This window comes from Kitasatospora sp. NPDC088861, assembly GCF_044750105.1.
Taxonomy (GTDB): Bacteria; Actinomycetota; Actinomycetes; order Streptomycetales; family Streptomycetaceae; genus Kitasatospora.
In genome coordinates this window covers 61,481-84,335 of sequence record NZ_JBIVJF010000018.1, presented here as the reverse complement: position 1 = coordinate 84,335, position 22,855 = coordinate 61,481, and the positions used below count along the sequence as shown (strand labels likewise).

The 22,855-nt window shown below is 72.6% G+C and carries 25 protein-coding genes; 16 read left to right on the top strand and 9 right to left on the bottom strand.

Translation table 11 applies throughout. The features are described 5' to 3' along the window. The first annotated feature begins 106 nt into the window (after positions 1-106). On the top strand, positions 107-862 hold the full coding sequence (locus ACIP37_RS26210) for an RDD family protein (protein ID WP_363587193.1): 756 nt from the start codon (positions 107-109) through the stop codon (positions 860-862). A 42-nt stretch (positions 863-904) separates the two neighbouring features. Here the strand turns inward: ACIP37_RS26210 and ACIP37_RS26205 are convergent, their stop codons facing one another. After that, a complete protein-coding gene (locus ACIP37_RS26205) occupies positions 905-1,147 on the bottom strand; it encodes a hypothetical protein (RefSeq protein WP_363587192.1) in 243 nt (80 codons plus the stop codon). 202 nt (positions 1,148-1,349) lie between these two features. Here ACIP37_RS26205 and ACIP37_RS26200 point away from each other — a divergent pair, with 202 nt between their 5' ends. The 5 genes from ACIP37_RS26200 to ACIP37_RS26180 all read left to right on the top strand — a co-directional run bounded on the left by ACIP37_RS26200 (position 1,350) and on the right by ACIP37_RS26180 (position 6,021). After that, complete coding sequence (locus tag ACIP37_RS26200; RefSeq protein WP_363628108.1) at positions 1,350-2,096, top strand: endonuclease V; 747 nt, start codon at positions 1,350-1,352, stop codon at positions 2,094-2,096. A 97-nt stretch (positions 2,097-2,193) separates the two neighbouring features. After that, positions 2,194-2,619, top strand: a complete 426-nt coding sequence (locus ACIP37_RS26195; RefSeq protein WP_400810304.1) for a hypothetical protein — start codon at positions 2,194-2,196, stop codon at positions 2,617-2,619. 91 nt (positions 2,620-2,710) lie between these two features. After that, complete coding sequence (locus ACIP37_RS26190) at positions 2,711-4,060, top strand: WXG100 family type VII secretion target (RefSeq protein WP_400844599.1); 1,350 nt, start codon at positions 2,711-2,713, stop codon at positions 4,058-4,060. An 86-nt stretch (positions 4,061-4,146) separates the two neighbouring features. Continuing rightward, a complete protein-coding gene (locus ACIP37_RS26185; RefSeq protein WP_400810300.1) occupies positions 4,147-5,367 on the top strand; it encodes a S8 family serine peptidase in 1,221 nt (406 codons plus the stop codon). Between the two features lie 87 nt (positions 5,368-5,454). Next, positions 5,455-6,021 carry a DinB family protein gene (locus tag ACIP37_RS26180; protein ID WP_363587187.1) on the top strand — a complete coding sequence of 189 codons (567 nt, stop codon included), beginning with the start codon at positions 5,455-5,457 and terminating at the stop codon, positions 6,019-6,021. A 6-nt stretch (positions 6,022-6,027) separates the two neighbouring features. Here ACIP37_RS26180 and ACIP37_RS26175 read toward each other — a convergent pair whose 3' ends face one another. Together ACIP37_RS26175 and ACIP37_RS26170 are read right to left on the bottom strand one after the other, a co-directional pair. Continuing rightward, positions 6,028-6,468, bottom strand: coding sequence for a hypothetical protein (locus ACIP37_RS26175; protein ID WP_063349204.1), 441 nt, complete (start codon positions 6,466-6,468; stop codon positions 6,028-6,030). A gap of 714 nt (positions 6,469-7,182) precedes the next feature. Then, positions 7,183-7,779 carry a hypothetical protein gene (locus ACIP37_RS26170; RefSeq protein WP_400810298.1) on the bottom strand — a complete coding sequence of 199 codons (597 nt, stop codon included), beginning with the start codon at positions 7,777-7,779 and terminating at the stop codon, positions 7,183-7,185. A 256-nt stretch (positions 7,780-8,035) separates the two neighbouring features. Here ACIP37_RS26170 and ACIP37_RS26165 point away from each other — a divergent pair, with 256 nt between their 5' ends. Continuing rightward, entirely contained in the window at positions 8,036-9,043 is a 1,008-nt protein-coding gene (locus ACIP37_RS26165; RefSeq protein WP_400810296.1) for a hypothetical protein, read from the top strand. Positions 9,044-9,124: 81 nt separating this feature from the next. On the opposite strand, the gene ACIP37_RS26160 is transcribed toward ACIP37_RS26165, so the two are convergent. Together ACIP37_RS26160 and ACIP37_RS26155 are read right to left on the bottom strand one after the other, a co-directional pair. Next, positions 9,125-9,715 (bottom strand): isochorismatase family protein, encoded by a 591-nt coding sequence (locus tag ACIP37_RS26160; RefSeq protein WP_400810294.1) that lies wholly within the window; start codon positions 9,713-9,715, stop codon positions 9,125-9,127. A 322-nt stretch (positions 9,716-10,037) separates the two neighbouring features. Then, positions 10,038-11,354: a nicotinate phosphoribosyltransferase gene (locus ACIP37_RS26155; RefSeq protein WP_400810292.1), complete on the bottom strand. Its 1,317-nt coding sequence runs from the start codon at positions 11,352-11,354 to the stop codon at positions 10,038-10,040. A 141-nt stretch (positions 11,355-11,495) separates the two neighbouring features. Between ACIP37_RS26155 and clpS the strand changes: the two genes are divergently transcribed. From clpS to ACIP37_RS26120, 7 genes are all read left to right on the top strand, one after another. Beyond that, a complete protein-coding gene (gene clpS, locus ACIP37_RS26150) occupies positions 11,496-11,789 on the top strand; it encodes an ATP-dependent Clp protease adapter ClpS (protein WP_063351371.1) in 294 nt (97 codons plus the stop codon). 108 nt (positions 11,790-11,897) lie between these two features. Next, a complete protein-coding gene (locus ACIP37_RS26145; protein ID WP_363620073.1) occupies positions 11,898-12,470 on the top strand; it encodes a DUF2017 domain-containing protein in 573 nt (190 codons plus the stop codon). Positions 12,471-12,657: 187 nt separating this feature from the next. Further along, complete coding sequence (locus tag ACIP37_RS26140) at positions 12,658-14,100, top strand: amino acid permease (protein WP_363587181.1); 1,443 nt, start codon at positions 12,658-12,660, stop codon at positions 14,098-14,100. Positions 14,101-14,200: 100 nt separating this feature from the next. Continuing rightward, positions 14,201-14,632 (top strand): M67 family metallopeptidase, encoded by a 432-nt coding sequence (locus ACIP37_RS26135; protein WP_363587180.1) that lies wholly within the window; start codon positions 14,201-14,203, stop codon positions 14,630-14,632. Positions 14,633-14,771: 139 nt separating this feature from the next. Next, complete coding sequence (locus tag ACIP37_RS26130; protein WP_347878546.1) at positions 14,772-14,891, top strand: putative leader peptide; 120 nt, start codon at positions 14,772-14,774, stop codon at positions 14,889-14,891. A gap of 115 nt (positions 14,892-15,006) precedes the next feature. Continuing rightward, positions 15,007-15,285 carry a MoaD/ThiS family protein gene (locus tag ACIP37_RS26125; protein ID WP_363370276.1) on the top strand — a complete coding sequence of 93 codons (279 nt, stop codon included), beginning with the start codon at positions 15,007-15,009 and terminating at the stop codon, positions 15,283-15,285. 79 nt (positions 15,286-15,364) lie between these two features. Further along, on the top strand, positions 15,365-16,333 hold the full coding sequence (locus ACIP37_RS26120; RefSeq protein WP_363583759.1) for a cysteine synthase: 969 nt from the start codon (positions 15,365-15,367) through the stop codon (positions 16,331-16,333). A gap of 34 nt (positions 16,334-16,367) precedes the next feature. Here the strand turns inward: ACIP37_RS26120 and ACIP37_RS26115 are convergent, their stop codons facing one another. After that, positions 16,368-16,838: a type II toxin-antitoxin system PemK/MazF family toxin gene (locus ACIP37_RS26115; RefSeq protein WP_363628116.1), complete on the bottom strand. Its 471-nt coding sequence runs from the start codon at positions 16,836-16,838 to the stop codon at positions 16,368-16,370. 186 nt (positions 16,839-17,024) lie between these two features. Here ACIP37_RS26115 and ACIP37_RS26110 point away from each other — a divergent pair, with 186 nt between their 5' ends. Both ACIP37_RS26110 and ACIP37_RS26105 read left to right on the top strand, forming a co-directional pair. Beyond that, positions 17,025-17,216, top strand: a complete 192-nt coding sequence (locus ACIP37_RS26110) for a MarR family transcriptional regulator (RefSeq protein ID WP_363583755.1) — start codon at positions 17,025-17,027, stop codon at positions 17,214-17,216. Positions 17,217-17,415: 199 nt separating this feature from the next. Continuing rightward, entirely contained in the window at positions 17,416-18,162 is a 747-nt protein-coding gene (locus tag ACIP37_RS26105) for an MBL fold metallo-hydrolase (protein ID WP_350881195.1), read from the top strand. A 37-nt stretch (positions 18,163-18,199) separates the two neighbouring features. Here the strand turns inward: ACIP37_RS26105 and ACIP37_RS26100 are convergent, their stop codons facing one another. The 3 genes from ACIP37_RS26100 to ACIP37_RS26090 all read right to left on the bottom strand — a co-directional run bounded on the left by ACIP37_RS26100 (position 18,200) and on the right by ACIP37_RS26090 (position 22,231). Next, complete coding sequence (locus ACIP37_RS26100; RefSeq protein WP_400810287.1) at positions 18,200-19,486, bottom strand: LLM class flavin-dependent oxidoreductase; 1,287 nt, start codon at positions 19,484-19,486, stop codon at positions 18,200-18,202. Further along, the gene (locus tag ACIP37_RS26095; RefSeq protein WP_400810285.1) at positions 19,483-20,547 is read right to left on the bottom strand and encodes an LLM class flavin-dependent oxidoreductase; all 1,065 of its coding nucleotides are present in this window, start codon (positions 20,545-20,547) and stop codon (positions 19,483-19,485) included. The genes ACIP37_RS26100 and ACIP37_RS26095 overlap by 4 nt, the downstream gene beginning before the upstream one ends. A gap of 406 nt (positions 20,548-20,953) precedes the next feature. Further along, positions 20,954-22,231 carry a PTS transporter subunit EIIC gene (locus ACIP37_RS26090; protein WP_363628120.1) on the bottom strand — a complete coding sequence of 426 codons (1,278 nt, stop codon included), beginning with the start codon at positions 22,229-22,231 and terminating at the stop codon, positions 20,954-20,956. Positions 22,232-22,855: the final 624 nt, after the last annotated feature.

The window sequence follows — 22,855 nt, the reverse complement described above, 5'->3', positions numbered from 1 at the left end:
CTCCCGGCGCGGAGGCATCATCCGGAGCGGAGGCGTCGTCCGGCCCTGGCGGCAAAACGGATAGAATGTCCCAAACGGCGAGAATGTGTGATGTTCTACTCGACGGATGAGCACTCACGACCCCTCAGGCTCCCAGCCGGAGGGGGGCGGCCAGCCCTCCTTCGACAAGCAGTCCCCGCAGCCGGGCGGCGGCACGCCGGAAGACCGGCCGTCGGACCCGAACCCACCGCCCGCCCCGCCGCCCGCCGAAGGCCCGTCCGACGGCACCTCCGGCACCCCGTCCGACGGCCCCGGCGCGTACGGCGGCACCTACGGCGGCCCGACCGCCGGCCAGAGCCCGCCCGGCGGCAGCCCCTACGGCCGGAACCCCTACGACCAGCCCCCGCCCGGCTACGGCCCCACCGGCTACGGAACCCCCGGCGCCGGGCCCGTCCCCGGCATGCCGCCGATCGGCAGCTGGCCCAGGCGCATCCTCGCCCGCCTGATCGACTACCTCCTCGTCCAGGCCGTCGCCGTGATCGTGGTGGCCCCCTTCGCCGACTTCGGCAACCGCTCCGGCGAGGTCGGCGCGTTCTGGCTCGGCTGCGGCATCTACCTCCTCTACGAGGGCCTGATGCTCGGCCGGGACGGCCAGACCCTCGGCAAGAAGGCGATGCACGTCCGCGTCGCCATGCTGATCGACGGCAACAAGCCCACCCAGGGCGCCGCCTGGACCCGCGCGGCCGTCTACATCCTCCCGGCCGTGATCTGCTGCGCCGCCTTCTGGTGGATCATCGACGGGATGTTCGGCGTCTTCGACAAGCCCTACCGGCAGTGCATCCACGACAAGGCCGCGAAGACCGTGGTGGTCACCACCGACTGACCGGCCGAGCGGGCTGCGACGCCCGGCGGCGGACTGGCGTTGCTAGCGCTGCCGGGCGTACTCGTGTCCGGCCGGGGCCGGGGAGGCCGCTCCCGCCCTCGCCGCCGACCGGCCGGACACGGCGAGCGACAACACCGTCACCACGGTGCCGAGCGCCAGGGCGAACCCCTCCAGCACCGCGACCTCCAGGACGCCCGAGGCGCCCGAAACGGCCAGCAGCGCCACAGTGGCGGCGACGACGGTGAACGAGCCGAGGCAGTACTGGGCGGCGGACGGACGAGGCATGGCGGGGGGTCCTTCGCGCGTCGGGGGGAACGAGCGGGAATGGCGCCGGTCCCAGAAGTACTGCCCGGCAAGGGAGTTCGGTAAGTCCAGGCTAACCCGCCGGACCGGGAGCACGGGGGGCGCACAGGCTCACCCCGGGGTCGTCCGCCCCTCGGTACGGTGAACCCGACCGCGCCCGCCCCACCCACCCGGGGGAACACCCGTGCCCATCCCCGCCGACTGGCCCACCACCGAAGCCCAGGCACTCGCCGAACAGGAACGCCTGCGCCCCCTCGTCCAGACCCACGACTCCGACGACCCCGACGGTTCCGGCTCAGGTTCCGGTTCCGGCTCCGGCGGTGGCGGGGTCGGGCGGCTCATCGCCGGCGTCGACGTCGCCTACGACGACGAACACGACCTCGTCGCCGCCGCAGCCGTCCTCCTCGACCACGACACCCTCGCCGTCGTCGAACAGTCCACCGCCGTCGGCCGCATCCCCTTCCCCTACACCCCCGGACTGCTCGCCTTCCGCGAACTCCCCGCCGTCCTCGACGCCCTCGCCGCCCTCACCCGCACCCCCGACACCGTCGTCTGCGACGGCTACGGCCTCGCCCACCCCCGCCGCCTCGGCCTCGCCAGCCACCTCGGCGTCCTCACCGGCCTGCGCACCCTCGGCGTCGCCAAAACCCCCTTCACCTTCCACCACCACGACCCCGACACCCCCCGCGGCTCCACCACCCCGCTCACCGACCCCGCCACCGGCGAAGAAGTCGGGCGCGCCCTCCGCACCCGGCCCGGCGTCAAACCCGTCTACGTCTCCGTCGGCCACCGCATCAGCCTCGACACCGCCGTCCGCACCACCCTCCAACTCGCCCCCCACTACCGGCTCCCCGAAACCACCCGGCACGCCGACTCCCTCTGCCGCCGCGCTCTCGCCGACGCCCTCCACGCGAGGACGCCTGCGAACTGACCAGGTACCAGGCGGAATTCGGGCCCCGTGTGTTAGACATGAGACACCGGGGCCCAACCCCGGCAGCGACCCACGGACGCACGGGGGAGGCGCCGAAATGGCAACAGGAACCGGTACGACCGGAGGCGCCGGCCGGGGCTACCGCGTCGAGGTCGAACAACTCCGCGCCTTCGCCGCCCAAGTCCGGCTCCTCCTCGGCGAATTCCAGCACCACGCCGACGGCACCGGCACCCACGGGCGCAGCGGCATCGGCAGGACCGCCTTCGGCACCTTCGCCGAAGCCACCGAGATCCACAACCGCTACAACACCATGCGCGACGGCCTGCGCGACGTCCTCAACCAACTCCAACAAGCCGTCGACGAAGCCCAGAAGAACGCCGAACTCACCGCCACCACCTACGAAGAACACGACCAGCACACCGCGAAGAAACTCAAACTCGGCGACGACGGCTGGTCCGTCGCCAACCCCTCCGCCAGCAGCAAGGCCGCCTACGAGCACACCGTCGCCCCACCCGCCCCCTGACCCCCGGCCACCACCGGCCGAGCCCGAACGGAGGCGACCCCCCATGGCCTACACCGACTTCACCACCTACAGCCACGCCCAACTCCGCACCATGGCCCAGGCCCTCAACCCCGGCGAAGTCATGGCCGCCGGCGACCCCTGGCGCCACGCCGCCGACACCCTCAAGGCCATCCGCACCACCCTCACCCGCGCCAGCACCGAAGCCGCCGTCACCTGGGAAGGCACCACCAGCGACGCCTTCCACACCCGCATGCTCCACCTCGCCGACAGCATCAACAACGCCGCCTCCTACGCCAACGACGCGGCCAACACCCTCCACAACATGTCCGAGGCCATCGCCAAGGCCAAGCGCGACATGCCCGAGGAACCCAGCACCTGGGAAAAGGTCAAGGACACCGTCGGCGACGGCGTCTCCTCCGTCTTCGGCGGCGACGACGAACACATCCCCGTCGCCGACCGCCGAAAAGCCGAAGCCGCCACCGTCATGCAAACCCTCGCCATGCACTACCGCATCGCCACCCCCACCCTGAAGCCGCCACCGAACCTGCCAACGCTGCAGAAGTCGGGTGAGACGCGCGACGTGACACCACAGGACGATCCGGCCGGGGCGGCGGCGGTGGCGAGCGCGATGATGTCAGGAACCTCGATCGGCGTCGTGGGTACATCAGGGCGGGTGACGACCAGCCCACCACCACAGGGTCCGAAGTCCTCCGGACCGGCGATGCCAGCCCGCTCCACGTCGAGGAGTGCGTCTGTTCCGACCGATTCGGGGATCAAGGGCGGCGCGGCGCAGACTCCGCCGAAGCCCCTGGGCTCGGTGAACCACGGCCCGGGTGCAGGCATCGCCGACACGCCGACGGTCGCCCCCAACAGGACTGTGGCCACCACCGCCCTCCCGGTAACTCAGGTGTCCGGGGCGGGTGTTGTGCCGCCTGGTGGCGCTGCGGGCGGCCTCCCGGGAAGCAACGGCGGGCAGGGGATCTCCAATCCCGCAGGCCCGGCGGCTGGTCTACCGGTCGGCCCCGGCATCGGCCAGGCCAAGGTCGGATTCGGCGGTCGGGAACTCCCGGGCGGTGACAATCCGGCGGGCGGCCGTGGACCGGGTGGGGGCATCGGAGGTCGAGGTGGCTCCGGTGCCCGGCCGATGGGTGGGTCTACAGGCCGACCTGGTGGGATCGTCGGTGGGACCGCAGGGCCGGTCGAGGGAATGCGCGGCAAGCAGGCGTTCACGGAAGGCGGTTCCGGCCTGGGAGTCCGGAACCGGCCCAGGGGCGAACCCGGTGCTGGCGGCCCTGGCGGTATGGCCCCCGGCCTGCCGCCCACCGGCGCGCAACGGCACGATAAGGGCCGGGAGAAGGGCCGTCGGAGGCCCGACTACCTCGTTGAGGACGAGGAGACCTGGGCGTCGGACAAGCCGGCCAATCCGAACGTGGTGGAATGAGCCCGGTCCTGAAGCGGACGGGTGATCTGATCGCGTCCCGCGGATCGGTGATCTGCGGGACGCCTCGCTGAGTGGGGTGACCAGGCTTGACGAGCCGCCGGTTGGCGCGTGGTACAGCGGCCCTTGCCGCCGGGGCATTGATCTGGAGTGTCGCGACACCGACGGCATCGGCGGATCAGATCAGAGACAAGCAGTGGGCCCTGAAGGCCTTCGAGGCCGAGACGAAAGTCTGGACTGTCAACCAGGGCGAGGGCGTGATCGTCGGAGTGGTCGACAGTGGGGTCAACCCGGACCACCAGGACCTCACCGGACAGGTGCTTGCGGGGGGTGACTTCTCCGGTACTAACACGGACGGTCGTACCGACGGCGACGGCCATGGCACCGGGATGGCGAGCCTGATCGCAGGGCACGGGCACGGTGCACAGGCGGGGGTCATGGGCTTGGCGCCGAAGGCGAAGATCCTGCCGGTGAAGGTGCGGACCGACGGCGAGAATCAGGATGTCCAGCAGAACGGCCTCGCCGAGGCGATCCGCTTTGCCGTGGACCACGGTGCGAAGGTCGTCAACATGTCGGTCGGGGGGACGTCGAGGTTCGACTCCTCGGCACGTGAAGCCGTCAACTACGCGGTCTCCAAGGACGTCGTGCTGGTCGCCGCCACTGGGAACAACGGCGACAGCCTGAGCGGTGTCCAGTACCCGGCGGCCTTTCCCGGAGTGGTGGCGGTGGCGGCTGTGGACTCCACGGGCAGAGTTTGGGACCGCTCGACGCCGGGTGCCGAGACGACACTCGCCGCGCCCGGTGTGGAGATCTACCAGGCCACGGCCAAGTCCTCGTCGAGCTACGGCGTGGGCAACGGCACCTCGGATGCCACCGCCTACGTCTCCGCCACCGCCGCGTTGATCCGGGCGAAGTATCCGGAGCTTTCGGCGGGGCAGGTGATCAATCGGATGATCAGGACTGCCACGCCGCCGCAGGACGGGTCGGCGGTGCCGGGGAGCAGGTACGGCTTCGGGGTGCTGGCGCCGGCGAAGGCGTTGGAGGCCGATCCGGGGGTGGACGGCGAGTCTCGGGAGAATCCGTTGGTGGGGCGGGCGGAGTCGCGGGGGGCTGCGGGGGACGGGGTGACGGAGCCGCCGGGTGGCGAGGCCGTGGTGCCTGCGGCTGGGGCCGGTGGGGCCGGCGGGGGCGGCTGGTTCGGGGTCGGGGTTGCGGTGGGGGTGGCGTTGTGGGGGGTGCTGGTCGGCGGGGTGGTGGCGGTCGTGGTGTGGGTGGTGCGGGTGCGGCGGCGCAGGGGTGCGGGTGGCTGAGGGCTGCGGGCGGGGTGGCAGCATTTTGGTGGCGGTTGGCGTCCTTGCCGCTGGTGGGGCGGGTGGTGGGGTGGCCATGCTGGGGTCATGAGTGCTTCTGAGCGTGGCGTGGATCCGGTGGGTGTGGTCGTGCCGGACGGCAAGGACTGGACGTGGGTGTTGGAACGCCCGTGTCCGGATTGTGGGCTGGACGTTCCGGCGGTGGTGCGGGAGGACGTCGCGGGGATGGTCCGGGCCAATGCGGAGGCCTGGGTGGCGTTGTTGGCCGGGGCCGAGGAGGGTTTGCGTCGGCGGCCGCGGCCGGGGGTGTGGTCGGGGCTGGAGTACGCGTGCCATGTCCGGGACGTGTTCCGGCTGTTCCGGGTCCGGTTGGACCTGATGCTGGCCGAGGACGACCCGCTGTTCCCGAACTGGGACCAGGACGAGACGGCGGTCGCCGAGCGGTACGGGGAGCAGGTGCCGGCGGTGGTGGCCGGGGAGCTGGCGGCGGCCGCGGAGGCGCTGGCGGCGGCGTTCGGGCGGGTGGCGGGCGAGCAGTGGGGGCGGACCGGGGGCCGTAGTGACGGGGCACGGTTCACGGTGGAGTCGTTCGCCCGTTATCTGATCCACGACCCGGTGCATCACTTGTTCGACGTGACGGGTGAGCGGGTCTGAGGGGGCTCACCAGCCGGAGGCCTCCCACAGCATGGTGCGCCGGAGCCGGCCGGCGACGCTGGCGGTGTCGGTGCCGATGACGTCGGCGATCTCGGGGGCGGCGAGGCCGACGACGTAGTGCAGGATCGCCAGGTCGTCGTCGGCGGGGTGGCGGTCCGGTGCGGCGGGCACGTGCCGGGTGTGGTCGGCGACGGTGCTGCGCAGGATCTGCCAGGCGTTCGCGGTGGGGTTGGAGCTGCCCAGCAACTCGCGCCATTGGACGGCGATTTCGGCGAACGCCTGTTGGACGGCGGTGGCCGCGCTGCTGTGCTCGGTCAGCCACACCCGGGCGTAGCTGAGGTACCGGGGGCGGTGGAGTTCGCAGAAGGCGGCGAACTCCAGTGGTACGTCCTCCGGTTCACCGGGCCTCGGGGGCGGCTCGGCGGAACTCGCGTGACGGTTGGTCATCTCGGCTTCTCGGAAAGGGAGATGGGTGGCTGACGGTCGATCATCTGCGCTCACTCTACGATATGCCCTCGGTGCGCTGGGTTACCAATCGGATTGAATGCCCGGAACCCGCCGCCGCTCGGCCGGTTCCGGTGTCGACCGGTGGGGCGTGGTGGTGCGGCGGTGGTGGGGCGGCCGGGCGGGGGATCGGTGGGGGAGGGTGGCGCAGTGGTGCGGGGGGTGTAGTTGCGAGCGCGTCGCGGCTGGTCAGGGGGTGCAGAAGGGCCGTGGTTGCAGGACGGTTGATGTGCCACCGTAGGGCTTATGGAGGCTGGCGTCCACGCCCACGGCGCGAAGCTGCGGCCGCACAACCGTCCGCGCAACCACACCTTCGGTCGCGCCCGTTCCGGCGTGGCGTGACGGGCCGGGTGGACTCCGACGTGCATGTCTCCACCGGGGGCGCGCAGCCCGGGTGCGGGCGGTGGGTACGGACGGTGGATGCGCGCGGTGGATGCGAGGTGGCCGCGCTGCGCGCCGAGGCGGGCGTGGCGGCAGGGGTGGTGGGTGGGCGGTGCGCTCGCCGTGGCGGCGGCGCACCGGGTGGCCGAGGGGGCGGAGCAGGCGCTGATCCGGACGGTCCCGCGCCTGCTGGCCGCCACCGTGCACGTCGGCCACGCCTCGGCGGCCTGGGGCCGTCCGGCCCGGGGGTCGAGGCGCGGGTGGGGTGGTCTGCCGTCAGGACTGCGGTCGGGCCTCCGTCGGGGAGAGGCGGTCGTCGACGGCGCTGCTCCGTTCGACCTGGGCGGGGAAGGACTCGATGGCCAGCCGCCGGGCGAGTTGGGCGGCGGTGGCGGCTGCGACCGCAGTCGCCGCAGCGGCCTCGGTGGCAGCCTCCTCGCGTTCGCACCGGTGCGCGGCGCCGCTGGGGTGCCCGGCGGTGGCAGGGTGTGCGGTGCCGGTGGGGTGTCCGGTGGCGGGGTGTCCGCCGGCGGTTCGTCGGCGGCGGCCGAGCGCGGTGCGGGCGGCGTGTTCCTCGGCCGCCTGTCTCGCGGCCAGGTAGGCCTGGACGGCGGCCATGCCGTAGACCGGCTGGATGAGCTGGTGGCCTTTGAAGAAGGGTCTGGCCGGGGCGAACCCGGCGGCGACCACGAGGTCGCGGATCTCGGCTATCTCGGCCTCGCTGCGGGCGGTGAAGCGGACCTCCCAGCCCTTCTTGTACGTATGGCCCTGTTCGCCGCTGCGGCGGGCCGGGTCCGGGCGGCGGACGTATCCGGGCAGACGGCCAAGGCGGAGCTGGGCCGCGCGGAGGCCGGCGGTCTCGTCACGTGACATGACGCAAGCCTAGGCAATTCCCGGGGCGGGTTTGACGCCTGAAGGGTCTCCCGGCGTATGCCTTTGGTCACTCTGGGTCAGGCGGCCTGGTGGGCGATCGGGTTCGATCAGATATGACAACCTGACGACCGTCAATTACTCCGATTGAGTGAGGGTATGGGGACTTTAGTGCGAGCTGATCCCGGTTTCGCGACGGTTGGGTAACAGTGCGTCAGGTGGCCGGTGGCGGGTCGGAGCGGTTGGGGATGGTGTCCGCATGAGCTACCGGATTCCCACGCCGCCGCCGTCCCTGGAGGAGCTGGCGAAGCGTCAACAGAACGTCGTCACCGCGAGCCAGTTGCGCGCCCGGGGCGTGCCGGCCCGGGTCATCACCGAGCACTGTCGTCGCGGCGGGCCCTGGCGGCGGCTGCTGCCCCGGGTGTACCTGCTGCAGTCCGACGGGCCGACCCCGGAGCAGCGGATGTGGGCCGCCCTGCTGTACGCGGCGCAGAACGGTCGTGAGGAGGGCCGCCGCGAGGGCGCGGTGATCACCGGTGCGGCCGCGCTCGCGTTGTACGGATTCGCCGCGGTGCCCCGGCTGCCGGCGGTGACCGGGGTGGACGTCCTGGTGCCCCGCCAGCGTCGGCTGAAGGACGCCGGGGAGGTGCGGATCCGGCGCACCGAAAGGGAGTTGGTGGCCCGCTCGGTGCACGGCCTGGCCTGCGCGCCGGTCGCCCGGGCGGTCGCGGACGCGCTGTGCGAGTGGACCGCGGAGGAGGGCGGCGCCCCGGTGCCGGTGCGGGCGCTGCTGCGCGAGGCCGTCTCGCGGCCCGACGGCCCGTGCACCGTACGGGAGTTGGCGTCCGAGCTGACCGATTCCGGGCTGACCGGCGAGCCCCGGGTGCGCGCGGCCCTGGACGAACTGCTGGCCGGTGAGCGGGACTTCGTCCTGGAGCGGGTCGGCGAACTGGTGGACGAGTGCCTGCTGCCCGTCCCGCTGGTCGGCCCCGAGCTGCGGATGCGCGGCGGCACGTACATCGCCGTCCCGGACCTCTACTGGCCGGAGCAGGGCGTCGCCGTGGAGGTGGACTCGGACCTGCGCTGCGTCAGCGAGGGCGAGGCCGCCTGGGTGCGCGGCGGCCAGCACCGGATGGAGTACCTGGGGATCCGGGTGGTGTACGTCTCCGGCGCCCGGCTCGCGGCCGACCGGGACGCGGTCGGCGCCGAACTGCGCGAGGCCCACCGGGTGGGCGGTTCGGACGTGGTGGAGTTGATGGTCGGTTAGCTCCGGGCCGGATCCGTCCGCCCCCGGATCCGGGGCCGCGCCCGAGCCGCGCCCGGGGCCGCTCCCGAACCGGAGCCGGTGCTACGCCCGAACCACCGGGGCGCCGACCAACTCGACCCCGGCGGCCCGCAGTTCGGCGAGCGCGGCGGTGGTGGTCGCCGGCGCGACCCCGGCGGTGAGGTCGAGCAGGACGCGGGTGGTGAAGCCGGCCCGGGCGGCGTCCAGGGCGGTGGCCCGGACGCAGTGGTCGGTGGCGATGCCGACCACGTCGATCTCGTCGACCTGCCGTTCGCTCAGCCACTCCACCAGACCGCGGTTGTTCTCGTCCAGCCCCTCGAAACCGCTGTACGCCGCCGAGTAGGCGCCCTTGTCGAAGACCGCCTCGACCGCACCGGAGGTGACGGACGGGGCGAAGTTGGGGTGGAAGCCCACGCCTTCGGTGCCGGCCACGCAGTGCACCGGCCAGCTGGTGACGTAGTCGGGCTCGGTGGAGAAGTGGTCGCCCGGGTCGATGTGGTGGTCGCGGGTGGCGAGGATGTGCTGGTAGCCGGGGGAGGACTCGGCGATCAGGTCGGTGATGGCGGCGGCCACCTCGGCGCCGCCGGCGACGGCCAGACTGCCGCCCTCGCAGAAGTCGTTCTGCACGTCGACGACGATCAGTGCCCGGTGCATGGCTCGCATCCTCGGATGTGGGGGGGCGGCCGTGGTGGCGCCCTGGTGGGGGGAGCCCTCGGGAGTACTCGGCCCGCGGCGGGGCTCGGGGGTTCTCGGGGAGCTCCGGGGGAACTCTACGGCTGACTCTAGGGAGTGGCGTGCGGGGGCGGAAGGCCTGGGGCGGACCCCGGGCCGGCGCCCGGCGCGAACCGGCGAACCGCGGCGAACCGGTGAACCACGGCGGACCGGCGAACCGGCGATCCGCGGCGGACCGGCGGCCCGGAACCGGCGGACGGCCCCGGGGTCGTCCGCCGGTCCGCGCGGGTCGGCCGGGGCGGGGTCAGAGCACGAGTTCGGTCGGCAGCACCGGGTCGCCCTTGGAGAGCTGGGTGGCCGACAGCGGCAGTGCGGCCCGGGCCCGGATGTGCCGTTCGCGCGCGGCGGTGAGCGGTTCGCGGCCGACGGCCCGGCCGGCCCGCACCAGCGGCACCTGCATCAGGTGCGGCTCCAGGTCGGCGGGGACCGCTCCGGTGCCGACCACCTCGGCCTCGGCGACGCCGTCGGCGTCGGGCCGGCGGGCGGCCCACTTGCGGCCGCCGATGCTGGTCTTGCCGCCGGCCGCGCGCTTGGCCACCGGCACCAGCGGCCCGTCCGCGCTCTCGGCGCGGGCGACCAGCTTGTAGACCATCGCGCAGGTCGGGTGGCCGCTGCCGGTGACCAGGCTGGTGCCGACGCCGTAGCCGTCCACCGGGGCGGCGGCGAGCGCGGCGATGGCGTACTCGTCGAGGTCGGAGGTGACGATGATCCGGGTCTTCGTGGCGCCGAGGTCGTCCAGCTGGCGGCGGACCCGGTGGGCCAGCAGGGTGAGGTCGCCGGAGTCGATCCGGACGGCGCCCAGTTCGGGGCCGGCCACCTCGACGGCGGTGCGGACGGCCTCGCGCAGGTCGAAGGTGTCGACCAGGAGCGTGGTGCCCTTGCCCATGGAGGCGATCTGCGCGCGGAAGGCGTCCCGCTCGCTGTCGTGGACGAGGGTGAAGGCGTGGGCGGCGGTGCCGGTGGTCGGGATGCCGTGGGTGAAGCCGGCCTCCAGGTCGGAGGTGGCGGCGAAGCCGGCGACGTACGCGGCCCGGGCGGCGGCGACGGCGGCCTGCTCGTGGGCGCGCCGGGCGCCCATCTCGATCACCGGGCGGCCGCCGGCCGAGGCGGTCATCCGGGAGGCGGCGGCCGCGATCGCGGAGTCGTGGTTGAGGATCGAGAGGATCACCGTCTCCAGGATCACCGCCTCGGCGAAGCTGCCCTCGACGGTGAGCAGCGGCGAGCCGGGGAAGTAGACCTCGCCCTCGGGGTAGCCGTGGATGTCGCTGGCGAAGCGGTAGTCGGCGAGGTAGCGCAGGGTGTCGTCGTCGACCACGCCCTGGCCGGCCAGCCAGTCGAGCTGCGGGGTGGTGAAGCGGAAGTCCTCGATGGCGTCGAGCACCCGGCCGGTGCCGGCCATGACGCCGTAGCGGCGGCCGCTGGGCAGGCGGCGGGTGAACACCTCGAACACGGAGCGGCGGTGCGCGGCCCCGCTGCGCAGGGCGGCCTGCAGCATGGTGAGCTCGTAGCGGTCGGTGAGGAGCGCGGTCGAACCGGCCGCGCGCACTGAAGTGGCGTCCATGCGGATGATGCTACTACCACTTAGCGTCAGAGTGACGATTTCTCGTGCTGCGAGCCGGGCCGGAATCGCCCGGGGGTCCCCCGGATGGCAGCATGGGGCTGAAGAGGCGTGGACGGACTGCGCAGCGAGGAGGATCCGGCGGTGAGTGTCGCGCCCGTGGAGATCGAGCGCCCGGAGGTCGAAGGACTACCGGTGGTGGAGCCGGACACGCCCTGGGTGACCATCGTGCACAACGACCCGGTGAACCTGATGAGCTACGTCCAGTACGTCTTCCAGGCCTACTTCGGCTACCCGAAGGACAAGGCCAGGAAGCTGATGATGGAGGTGCACACCAAGGGCCGGACGGTGGTCTCCAGCGGCTCCCGCGAGGAGATGGAGCGCGACGTCCAGGCGATGCACGGCTACGGCCTCTGGGCGACGCTGCAACACGACTGACCGCAGCACGACTGACCGCAGTGCGACCGGCGCAGTGCGGACCGCGGCGCGACCGGCCGCGGAGCCGGTACCCCACCCGAGACGACGAAGACGGGCTGACCGATAGACATGGCTGGGTTGTTCGAGAGTGCCGGCGGCGGGAGCGCGGCGATCGCGCTGGACGAGGTGGAGGCCTCCATCCTGCGCTCCCTGGAGGTGGGGATCCTGCAGCTGATCGGGCCCGGCCCGGGCGGGGACGGCGGCGATCCGCTGGCCGCGCTGTTCGCCGAGGGCCCGACCGAGGCGCCGGCCAACCCGATGCTCGCCCGGCTCTTCCCGGACGCCTACGGCGACCCGGCCGGGCCGGAGAACGAGGAGAGCCGGGCCGCCTCGGGCGAGTTCCGCCGCTACACCGAGGTGGACCTGCGGACCCGCAAGCGCGAGGACGCCCTGCACGTCGTCCGGATGCTCGACCGGCTCGGCGGTGAGGGCGGGGTGGTCAAGCTGGACCCCGCCGACGGCCTGCGCTGGCTGGGCGCGCTCAACGACCTGCGGCTGACCCTGGGCGTCCAGCTGGAGGTCAGCGAGGACGACGAGGAGCTCTACGAGCTGCCGGACGAGGACGACCGCAAGCCGCTGGTGATGGCGTACGTCTGGCTGGGGGCGCTCCAGGAGACGCTCCTGGAGGCGATCGCGGACTGATCGTGCCCGCTTCCGGGCAGGCCCCGGTCGATTCGTCCAATATGTGGACGGACGGCCGGGGCATTTCTCTTTAAATCGGGCAAAACATAGCAGGTCATGCTCAAATAACGCTCAGATGAACACCGCTATCCGAACCCTGCGTGGTACGACTTCTCCACCCCACGAGACCCACCCAGGACGGTGCACCATGGCCGAGCAGCTGTACGACGACGTGGTCGACGCGAAACCGGACGAGGAGGGCTATCACCGGGGGCTGGGAAGCCGCCAGATCCAGATGATCGCGATCGGCGGTGCCATCGGCACCGGACTCTTCCTCGGCGCGGGCACCGCGATCTCCCGGTCCGGCCCGAGCCTGATCCTCTCCTACGCCGTCGCCGGCGTGGCGATCTTCGTGATCATGCGCGCCCTCGGCGAACTCCTCACCTACCGCCCGGTCTCCGGCAGCTTCGCCGAGTACGCACGCGAGTTCCTCGGCCCCTTCGCCGGCTACGTGACCGGCTGGACGTACTGGCTGTTCTGGGTGGTCACCGGCATGGCGGAGACCACCGCCGCCGCCGTGTACGTGAGGTTCTGGGCGCCCGACATCCCGCAGTGGGCCAGTGCACTGACCTTCCTGGTGATCCTCTACGCGGCCAACCTGATCTCGGTGAAGCTGTTCGGCGAGATCGAGTTCTGGTTCTCGATGGTCAAGGTCACCGCCATCATCGGCATGATCCTGATCGGCATCGGGGTGCTCACCCTCGGCTTCAGCAAGGCCGGTGACACCGCGTCGATCACCCACCTGTGGCAGGACGGCGGCTTCTTCCCCAAGGGCATCGGCGCCACCGTGATGACGCTGCAGATCGTCATGTTCGCCTACCTGGGCGTCGAACTCGTCGGCGTCACCGCCGGGGAGAGCGAGAACCCCGAGAAGACCCTGCCGCGCGCCATCAACACCCTGCCCTGGCGCATCATGCTGTTCTACATCGGCGCGCTGGTGATCATCCTCTCGCTCGTGCCGTGGACCGAGTTCCAGCCCGGCGTCAGCCCGTTCGTGGCCGCCTTCGGCAAGATCGGCATCCCGGCCGCGGCCGGCATCATCAACTTCGTGGTGCTCACCGCCGCGCTCTCCTCCTGCAACTCCGGCATGTACTCCACCGGCCGGATGCTGCGCGACCTCGCCCTGCGCGGCCAGGCCCCGGGGCAGCTCACCAAGCTCAACACCCACCGCACCCCGGCCTTCGCGATCACCCTCTCCTGCCTGCTGATGGGCGTCGGCGTGGTGCTCAACTACCTCGTCCCGGCCAAGGCGTTCGAGTACATCACCTCCGTCGCCACCGTCTGCGGCCTGTGGACCTGGGCGATGATCCTGATCTGCCAGATCCGCTACCGCAAGGCCTGGCGGGCCGGCCACCTGCCGCCGCCCACCTTCAAGGCGCCCGGCGGCGCCTGGACCAGCTGGACCGCGCTCGCCTTCCTCGCCCTGGTCGTGGTGCTGATCGCGTTCGACGCGGACAACCGGATCTCGCTGTACGTCTTCCCGGGCTGGGCCGTCCTGCTGGTGATCGGCTACCAGGTGCTCAAGCGCCGCAACCCGAGGGCCGCCCACGGCGTCGCCCACGACCACCTGCACGTGCGCAACGGCGGCTGAACCGCCGGGACCTGGCCGCCGCGCCCAGGTGGCGGACACCCGGTGACCGCGCTCCGGACGCCCCGGCGGACACCCGCCGGGGCGTGGCTATCCTGACCGCATGCTGACCATCACCCGAGAACTCCGCGACCGGATCGTGGCCCACGCCCGCGCCGACCACCCGGACGAGGCCTGCGGCGTGGTCGCCGGACCGGCCGGCAGCGGACGGCCCGAGCGGTTCGTCCCGATGCTCAACGCGGCTCGCTCGCCCACCTTCTACGAGTTCGACTCGGGCGACCTGCTCAAGCTCTACCGCGAGATGGACGACCGCGACGAGGAGCCGGTGATCGTCTACCACTCGCACACCGCCACCGAGGCCTACCCCTCGCGCACCGACGTGAGCTACGCCTCCGAGCCGTTCGCCCACTACGTCCTGGTCTCCACCGCCGACGGCAATGGCGAGGACGACCCGTTCCAGTTCCGCTCGTTCCGCATCGTGGACGGCGAGATCACAGAGGAAGACGTCCAGGTCGTCGAGGCCCACCCGGCCTGACCAGCACCCACCTGGGCGCGGCCCGCCGACCGCCCGCGAGCGGTCGGCGGGCCCGTGTCGTCTCAGCCCGAGAAACGGGAACATCCGGATCCCGAGACGGGCATGGAGGAGCGGGCCGGGGAATCTATACGATGAGCCCATGCGTTCCGTCGATGTGAGCAACCAGGCCCCGGGCACCCGCCTCGTGGCACGCCTGCACGTCGACCTGTGCCGGCTCGCCAGTGCGATCTGTCCCGGCACGCCCGCGCGTTCGCGCTGAGCCGCCCGCCCCACCCGGTGCCCACCGCCTGCCGGCGACGCCGAGCCCCGGGACCACCCTCCCCGCCGTGCCCGCCGCGGCCCACCCACCTCACGACTCGCACAGGAGCGCACCCATGGCCATCGAGGTCCGCATCCCGACCATCCTCCGCACCTACACCGACGGCGCCAAGGCCGTCGAGGGCACCGGCAGCAACCTCGGGGAGCTCTTCGCCGACCTCGACGCCCGCCACCCGGGCATCGCCGCCCGCCTGGTCGAGGGCGGTGAGCTGCGCCGCTTCGTCAACGTCTACCTGAACGACGAGGACGTCCGCTTCCTGGAGGGCATCTCCACCGCCCTCGCCGACGGTGACAGCGTCACCATCCTGCCCGCCGTGGCCGGCGGAGCCCGCTGACCTCCCGCCCTCCCGTCCGCCCAGCGGCGGGCGGGAGGGCGCCCTTCCGCACCCCCACCGCCGTGGCCGGAGGCCTCCCTTGCGTTACGACAGCCCGCTCGAAGCCGTCGGCAACACCCCGCTGGTCCGCCTGCCGCGGCTGTCCGCCGCCGTCCCCGGCAACACCGACGGGCAGGTGACGCTCTGGGCCAAGCTGGAGGACCGCAACCCCACCGGCTCGATCAAGGACCGCCCGGCGCTGCACATGATCGAGCGCGCCGAGGCCGCCGGCCGGCTCACCCCCGGCTGCACCATCCTGGAACCCACCAGCGGCAACACCGGCATCTCGCTCGCCATGGCCGCCAAGCTCAAGGGCTACCGGATGGTCTGCGTGATGCCCGAGAACACCAGCGAGGAACGGCGCGAACTGCTCCGCATGTGGGGCGCCGAGATCATCCCCTCGCCGGCCGCCGGCGGCTCCAACACCGCCGTCCGGATCGCCAAGGAGATCGCCGCCGAGCACCCGGACTGGGTCATGCTCTACCAGTACGGCAACCCCGACAACGCGGGCGCCCACTACGCCACCACCGGCCCCGAGATCCTCGCCGACCTGCCGACCGTCACCCACTTCGTGGCCGGCCTCGGCACCACCGGCACCCTGATGGGCGTCGGGCGCTACCTGCGCGAGAAGGTCCCCGGCGTGCGGATCGTCGCCGCCGAACCCCGCTACGACGACCTGGTGTACGGGCTGCGCAACCTCGACGAGGGCTTCGTCCCCGAGCTGTACGACGCCGCGGTGCTCACCACCCGTTTCTCGGTCGGCTCCGCGGACGCCGTCCGCCGCACCCGCGAACTCCTCCAGCAGGAGGGCATCTTCGCGGGCGTCTCGACCGGCGCGATCCTGCACGCCGCGATCGGCGTCGGCCGCAAGGCCGCGGCGGCCGGGGAGCGCGCCGACATCGTGTTCGTGGTCGCCGACGGCGGCTGGAAGTACCTGTCCACCGGCATCTACACCGCGGAGACCACCGAGGCGGCCGTCGAGGCGCTGCAGGGGCAGCTCTGGGCCTGAGAGCCCCAGCGGTGCTGGAGGGCCAGCTCCGGGCCTAGCCGCGTTGCAGGGCCTGCTGCGCGCGCGACCAGACCTGCCGGTCCACCGTGCCGGCCCGGCGGCGGAAGGCCGACAGCGGCACCTCGCGCAGCTCGTCGGTCTCCAGCCAGCTGGTGCGGCCCTGCCGGTCGCCCACCGAGGCGGGCGGCAGCGGCAGCACGCCCGGGCGTTCGGCGTGGTGCTTGCTGGTGATCTTCGCGACGGTCGCGGTGCGGCCGTGCACCCGCAGCACCAGGCACGGGCGGTCCTTCGACCCCGGGCCGTCCTCGAACGGGACCTCCGCCCACCAGATCTCCTGCGGCTGCGGCCCCGGACGGCCCTTGGCCGCCTGGCGCGGGCGCGGAGCCGTCGGACCGGCCGGTCGCGGCGCCGGGCGGGTGCGCCGGACCAGCGCCCCCACGACGGCGGCCAGGAGCGCGACGCCCGCCACCGCCAGGACCACCCAGACCCCGGTCGAACTGTTCATGGCGCGAACCGTACCGGGCCCATGGCGGCCCCCACCACCGTGAGTGCCCGGACGGCCGGGCATTTGTCCGCACCACGCACCCGGTTCGTCACGGAATGACCACGGTGCCCGTTCCGTGGTGAAGAGTCGCCGACGCCCGGACAGGCTGCCTCACGTACGCCCGCCCCGCCCCTCCGGAGGTGCCTCGTGGGGAGAAGCTCCGAGCTGTGGTCCTACGCCGAGATCGCCCGCCACATCAACGTGCAGGCCGAGAGCGTCCGCAACTACCGGCGGCACGGGCTGCTGCCCGACCCGGACGTCCTCGACGCCGGCGGCCACCCCCGCTGGTACCCCGACACGATCAAGGCCTGGGCCCGCAACCGCCCCCGCCACCGCTGACCCGACGGCACCCGAACGGACGGCACCGCCCCCGCCCCGGCGTTCTGGTGATTCCAGCCACAGCCCGGCACGGGGACGGGGGCAAAGTGTCGCTCCGCCCTTACTCTCGACACGCGAAGCAGTGCTACCGGCCGGTTCCACCGGCCCGGCCTGCCGTTTTCCAGCAGCAGCCAGGACGTGTCGGGGCGGAGGGGCTCGGATGAAACTGACCGTGGTGGGGTGCTCGGGGAGCTTCCCGTCCGCCGAATCGCCCTGCTCCAGCTACCTCGTCGAGGCCGACGGCTACCGCGTCGTGCTCGACCTCGGCAACGGTGCCCTCGGCGCCCTGCAGAAGTACGTGGACATCTACGAGGTCGACGCCGTCCTGCTCAGCCACCTGCACGCCGACCACTGCGTCGACCTGTGCGCCTACTGGGTCGCCCGCAACTACCGCGCCGAGGGCTGCCCCGACCCGATGCCCGTCTACGGCCCGGCCGGCACCGCCGAACGGCTCGCCCGCGCCTACGACATGCCGGAGAACCCGGGGATGAAGGAGGTCTTCGACTTCCACACCCTCACCCCCGGGGCCTTCGACCTCGGCCCGTTCCGGATCGAGGTCGCCCAGGTCAACCACCCCGTCGACGCCTTCGCCTTCCGCCTCGAACACGACGGCCGCGCGCTCGTCTACTCCGGCGACACCGGCGAGAGCGCCGAACTCGTCGAACTCGCCCGCGACGCCGACCTCTTCCTCTGCGAGGCCGCCTACATCGACGGCCGGGACACCTACCAGGCCGTCCACCTCAACGGCCGGGAGGCCGGCGAGCACGCCGCCGCCGCCCACGTCCGCCGGCTCGTCCTCACCCACATCCCCCCGTGGACCGACGCCGAGCACAACCGCCGCGATGCCGCCGCCGCGTACCCGGGCCCCGTCGAGGTCGCCCGGGCGGGTGCGGTGTACCGGATCTGAGCGGGCGGGCGGGCCGGTCGGCTCGGCGTCGGCCGTCTCAGCGTCGGCCGGGGAGCGGCAGGCCGAGGTGGTCGCGCAGGGTCGTCCCGCTGTAGTCGGTGCGGAACACCCCGCGCTCCTGGAGCAGCGGCACCACGCGGTCGACGAACGCGTCCAGGCCGCCCGGGGTCAGGTGGGGGACGAGGATGAAGCCGTCGGCCGCGTCGTTCTGCACGAAGAAGTCGATCCGCTCGGCGACCGTCGCGGGGGAGCCGATGAAGGACTGCCGGCCGGTCACCTCGATCACCAGCTCGCGGCTGGTGAGCTTCTTCTCGGCGGCCAGCGCCCGCCAGCGGGCGGCGACGGCCGACGGGTCGCCGATCCGGACCCGGCCCTGGGCCAGGGCGCTGTCCGGGTCGGGGTCGACGGCGGGCAGCGGACCGTCCGGGTCGTGGTCGGACAGGTCGATGCCCCAGACCTGTTCCAGGAAGGCGATCGTGGTCTGCGGCCCGACCTGGGCCCGGCGGACCTCGGCAGCGAGTTCGGCGGCCTCGGCGTCGGTGTCGCCGAGGGCGAAGGTGACGCCGGGCATGATCTTCAGCTCGTCCGGCTTGCGGCCGTACGCGGCGAGCCGGCGCTTGACGTCCGCGTGGAAGGCCTGGCCGTCGGCGAGGGTGGAGTGCCGGCTGAAGACGACGTCGGCGGTCGCGGCGGCGAACTCCCGGCCCTCGTCGGAGTCCCCGGCCTGGATGACCACCGGGTGGCCCTGCGGCGGGCGGGGCAGCGAGAGCCGGCCCTCGACCTCGAACTGCGGGCCGCTGTGCCGGACGGTCTCCGCTCCGCCGTCCCAGAACTCCCGGGCGAGCTGCACGAATTCGGCGGCCCGGGTGTAGCGGTCGGCGCGGTCGAGGTAGCCGCCGCGGCGGAAGTTCTCCCCGGTGAAGGCGTCCGAGGAGGTGACCACGTTCCAGGCCGCGCGCCCGCCGGAGAGGTGGTCCAACGAGGCGAACCGACGGGCCAGTTCGTACGGTTCGTTGAAGGTGGCGTTGACGGTGCCGGCCAGCCCGAGACGGGTGGTGACGGCGGCCAGCGCGTTCAACACGGTGATCGACTCGGGGCGGCCGACCACGTCCAGGTCGTGGATGCGGCCCTTGTTCTCGCGCAGCCGCAGGCCCTCGGCGAGGAAGAAGAAGTCGAACTTCCCGCGCTCGGCGGTCTCGGCGAGGTGGCGGAAGGAGTCGAACTCGATGTGGCTGCCGGAGTCCGGGTCGCTCCACACCGTGGTGTTGTTGACGCCGGGGAAGTGCGCGGCGAGGTGGATCTGCTTGAGCGGGCGGTCCGTCATCGGGTCACCTCGGCGAGAGCGGCGGCGGACGGGGCGGCGGTGGCGGCGGTGTTGGTGGCGGCGTCGGTGGCGTAGCGGCTGGCCGGGCGGGCCAGGCCGAGGTGGTCGCGCAGGGTGCGGCCGGCCGCGTACCCGGCGCGGAACAGCCCCTGGGCGCGCAGCACCGGGACGACCCGTTCGGCGAGGGCGGCCAGGTCCCGTTCGGGCTCGGCGGGGACGAGGTGGAAGCCGTCGACGCCGGTGCCGATCGCGGCGAGGTCGGCGAGCAGGCGGTCGGCCGCGGCGTCGTCGGGCAGGGAGGCGTCGGTCCGGGCGAGGATGCGCAGGTGCTCGCCGGCGCGCAGCCGCAGTTCGGTGGCGGCGGCCAGCCGGGCGGCGTGGTCGGGGGCGTCCAGCAGGACGACGTCGGCGTACCGGATCGCCGCCGCGACCCGGGCGCGACCGCCGGGGGAGGCGTACGGGGCGAGGTCGACGGCGGACACCGGGACGGCGACGACCGGGCGGCCCTGCGGTGGGCGCGGGGTGATCGACGGCCCGCGGACGGAGAAGTGCGGGCCCTCGAAGTCGACGTAGTGCAGCTTGTCGCGGTCGATGAACCGCCCGGTGGCGGTGTCGCGGATCTCCGCGTCGTCCTCCCAGCTGTCCCAGAGCCGGGCGGCGACCTCGACGGCGTCGGCGGCTTCGGCCCAGAGCGCGTCCGCGGGGGCGGTCGGGCGGCGGCCGAAGGCCTTGGCCTCGGCCTCGGTGGCGGAGACGCCGACCAGCCAGCCGGCCCGGCCCCGGCTCACCCAGTCCAGGGTGTTGACCGCGATCGAGGTGTGGAACGGCTCGGTGTGGGTGGTGGTGACGGTGGGCACCAGTCCGACCCGCTCGGTCAGCGGGGCGATCCGGGCGAGGGTGGCGAGGGCGTCGGGGCGGCGCGGTTCGGGGGTGAAGGAGTCGTCGAGGGTGACGAAGTCGAGGGTGGCCCGCTCGGCGAGGCGGGCGAGGGCGGCGTAGTGCCCGGCGTCGACGTGGCCGGGGCTGTCCAGGGCGGCGGAGAGGTGCAGTTGGCGGGGCATGCTGAGGCCTGACTTTCCTCGTGCGGACGCGTGCGGGCGACGCCGGCGAACGCGCACAGGGTGTGTGCGGGTGCGTACGGCCGCGCGCGGGTGCGCGGTGGCGGCCCGGAGGCGGGCGGGGCCCGTGCGGGCGGGAGGGGAGGAACGGCGCCGGGCGGGAGGTCAGCCGGGCGGCGGGGGGAACGGTCGGCTCAGCCGCGACACGCCGCGGACCACACGCGACCGAAGTCGATGTGGCTGCGGGTCACCAGCGGGCAGGACGCGTTCACGGCTTCAGTTGACCAGTGCCTCCGCCGGTTCGTCAACCGCCGTTCCCGCCGCCCCGGGGTGGGACGCGCGACGACCCCGCCCCGCCGCTGGGGGAGCAGCGGCGGGGCGGGGTCGTGGAGTGCGGACGGGCGGGGCCTCAGGCCTTGGTCACGTCCTCGATCTCGTCGTCGTCCTCGCGACCGGGGGTCTTGAGGTCGAACTTGGTGATCGCGAAGCGGAAGAGGAAGTAGTACAGCGCGGCGAAGACCAGGCCGATCGGGATGATCAGCCACGGGTCGGTGGCCTTGCTCCAGGCCAGCGCGTAGTCGATCAGGCCGCCGGAGAAGGTGAAGCCGTCGTGCACGCCGAGCGCCCAGGTGACGGTCATCGAGACGGCGGTGAGCACCGCGTGGATGACGTACAGGGCCGGGGCGATGAAGACGAAGGCGAACTCGATCGGCTCGGTGACACCGGTGACGAAGGAGGTCAGCGCCAGCGAGACCATCATGCCGGTGATGGCCTTGCGGCGGTGCGGCTTGGCGGCGTGGGCGATGGCCAGTGCGGCGGCGGGCAGCGCGAACATCATGATCGGGAAGAAGCCGGACATGAACTGGCCGGCGGTCGGGTCGCCGGCGAAGAAGCGCGGGATGTCGCCGTGCACGATGGTGCCGTCGGCCTTGGTGAAGTCACCGGTCTGGAACCAGGCGTAGGAGTTCACGAACTGGTGCATGCCGACCGGCAGCAGACCGCGGTTGACCAGGCCGAAGGCGCCCGCGCCGAGCGCGCCGGCACCGATCAGGGTGTCGTTCAGGCTCTTGATGGCGTCGCCGACCGGGCCCCAGGTCAGGGCGAACAGGACACCGATGCCGGTGCCGACGAAGGCCATCAGGATCGGCACCAGACGGCGGCCGTTGAAGAAGCCGAGCCAGTCGACCAGCTTGGTGCGGTGGTACTTCTGCCACAGCACGGCGGCCAGCAGGCCGATCACGATGCCGCCGAGCACACCCGGGTTCTGGTAGGTCGGGTCGACCCACTTGCCGTCGGCGATGTGGCCCTTGGTGATCGGGAACGCGGTCAGCACGTTCTTGTAGACCAGGAAGCCGACCAGGGCGGCGAGGGCGGTGGAGCCGTCCGCCTTCTTGGCGAAGCCGATCGCGATACCCACCGCGAACAGCAGCGGCAGGTTGTCGAAGACCCCGCTACCGGCGGTGTTGAACACCGCGGCGACCTTGTCCCAGCCGAGGCCGTCCTTGCCGAACACGTCGTCCTGGCCGAGGCGCATCAGCAGACCGGCGGCGGGGAGCACGGCGATGGGCAGCTGGAGGCTGCGGCCGATCTTCTGCAGGCCCTGGAGCAGGTTCTGGCCGAATTTCTTGGCGGGGCTGGGCGTGGCCGGAGCCGTGGCGGGCGCCGGTGCCTGCGCTGACTGACTCATTGGGGTGGGTTCCTAACGGCATGGCGGTCGGGGGAGGGGCACAGGGGGCCGAACCGCGAACTGGTCTACACCACGTGTGGTGTAGACCAGTTTTGTAGCACGGGTGGAGAAGGGGGGGAACCCCGGAAAGCGCCCCTGCCGGGAAGCGCTATGAAATCGAAACCTAGTTGCGGAACGACGATCATGATTACCCGCCGTGATTGGGATTTTGGCTATTTGCGCAACAAAAAGACCCGGCCCCGTCCGGAGGCCCCGCCGAGGCCTCGTCAGGGGTCCGCCGCGGGCCCGGCGGTGCGCGGACGGGGGTCGGGTCGGCGGGGTTCACCGGCGGACGCGACGGTGTCCGGGCGGAGGCGGCCTCCGGAGCTCCGGTGCCCGCTGCCGGGGTCCGGGCCGGGTGCGGTGGGCGGCGGCGAAGGGGCCCACCGGGGTGTCGGACATCACGGACGGCCGGCGGTCGGGAGAAGTCCGGGCCCCACCCCGTCCGGCTTCGGCCAATCCGCGGCTTTCCGACCCCCTCGGCGCATGGTCGGGGCCGGCGGGGAAACGGTGGCGGCCGATTGCCGGCCACCGCCCGGGCCGGGCGGCGGCGGACTTTCCCCACCCCCGCGGTGCCCCCGGCCG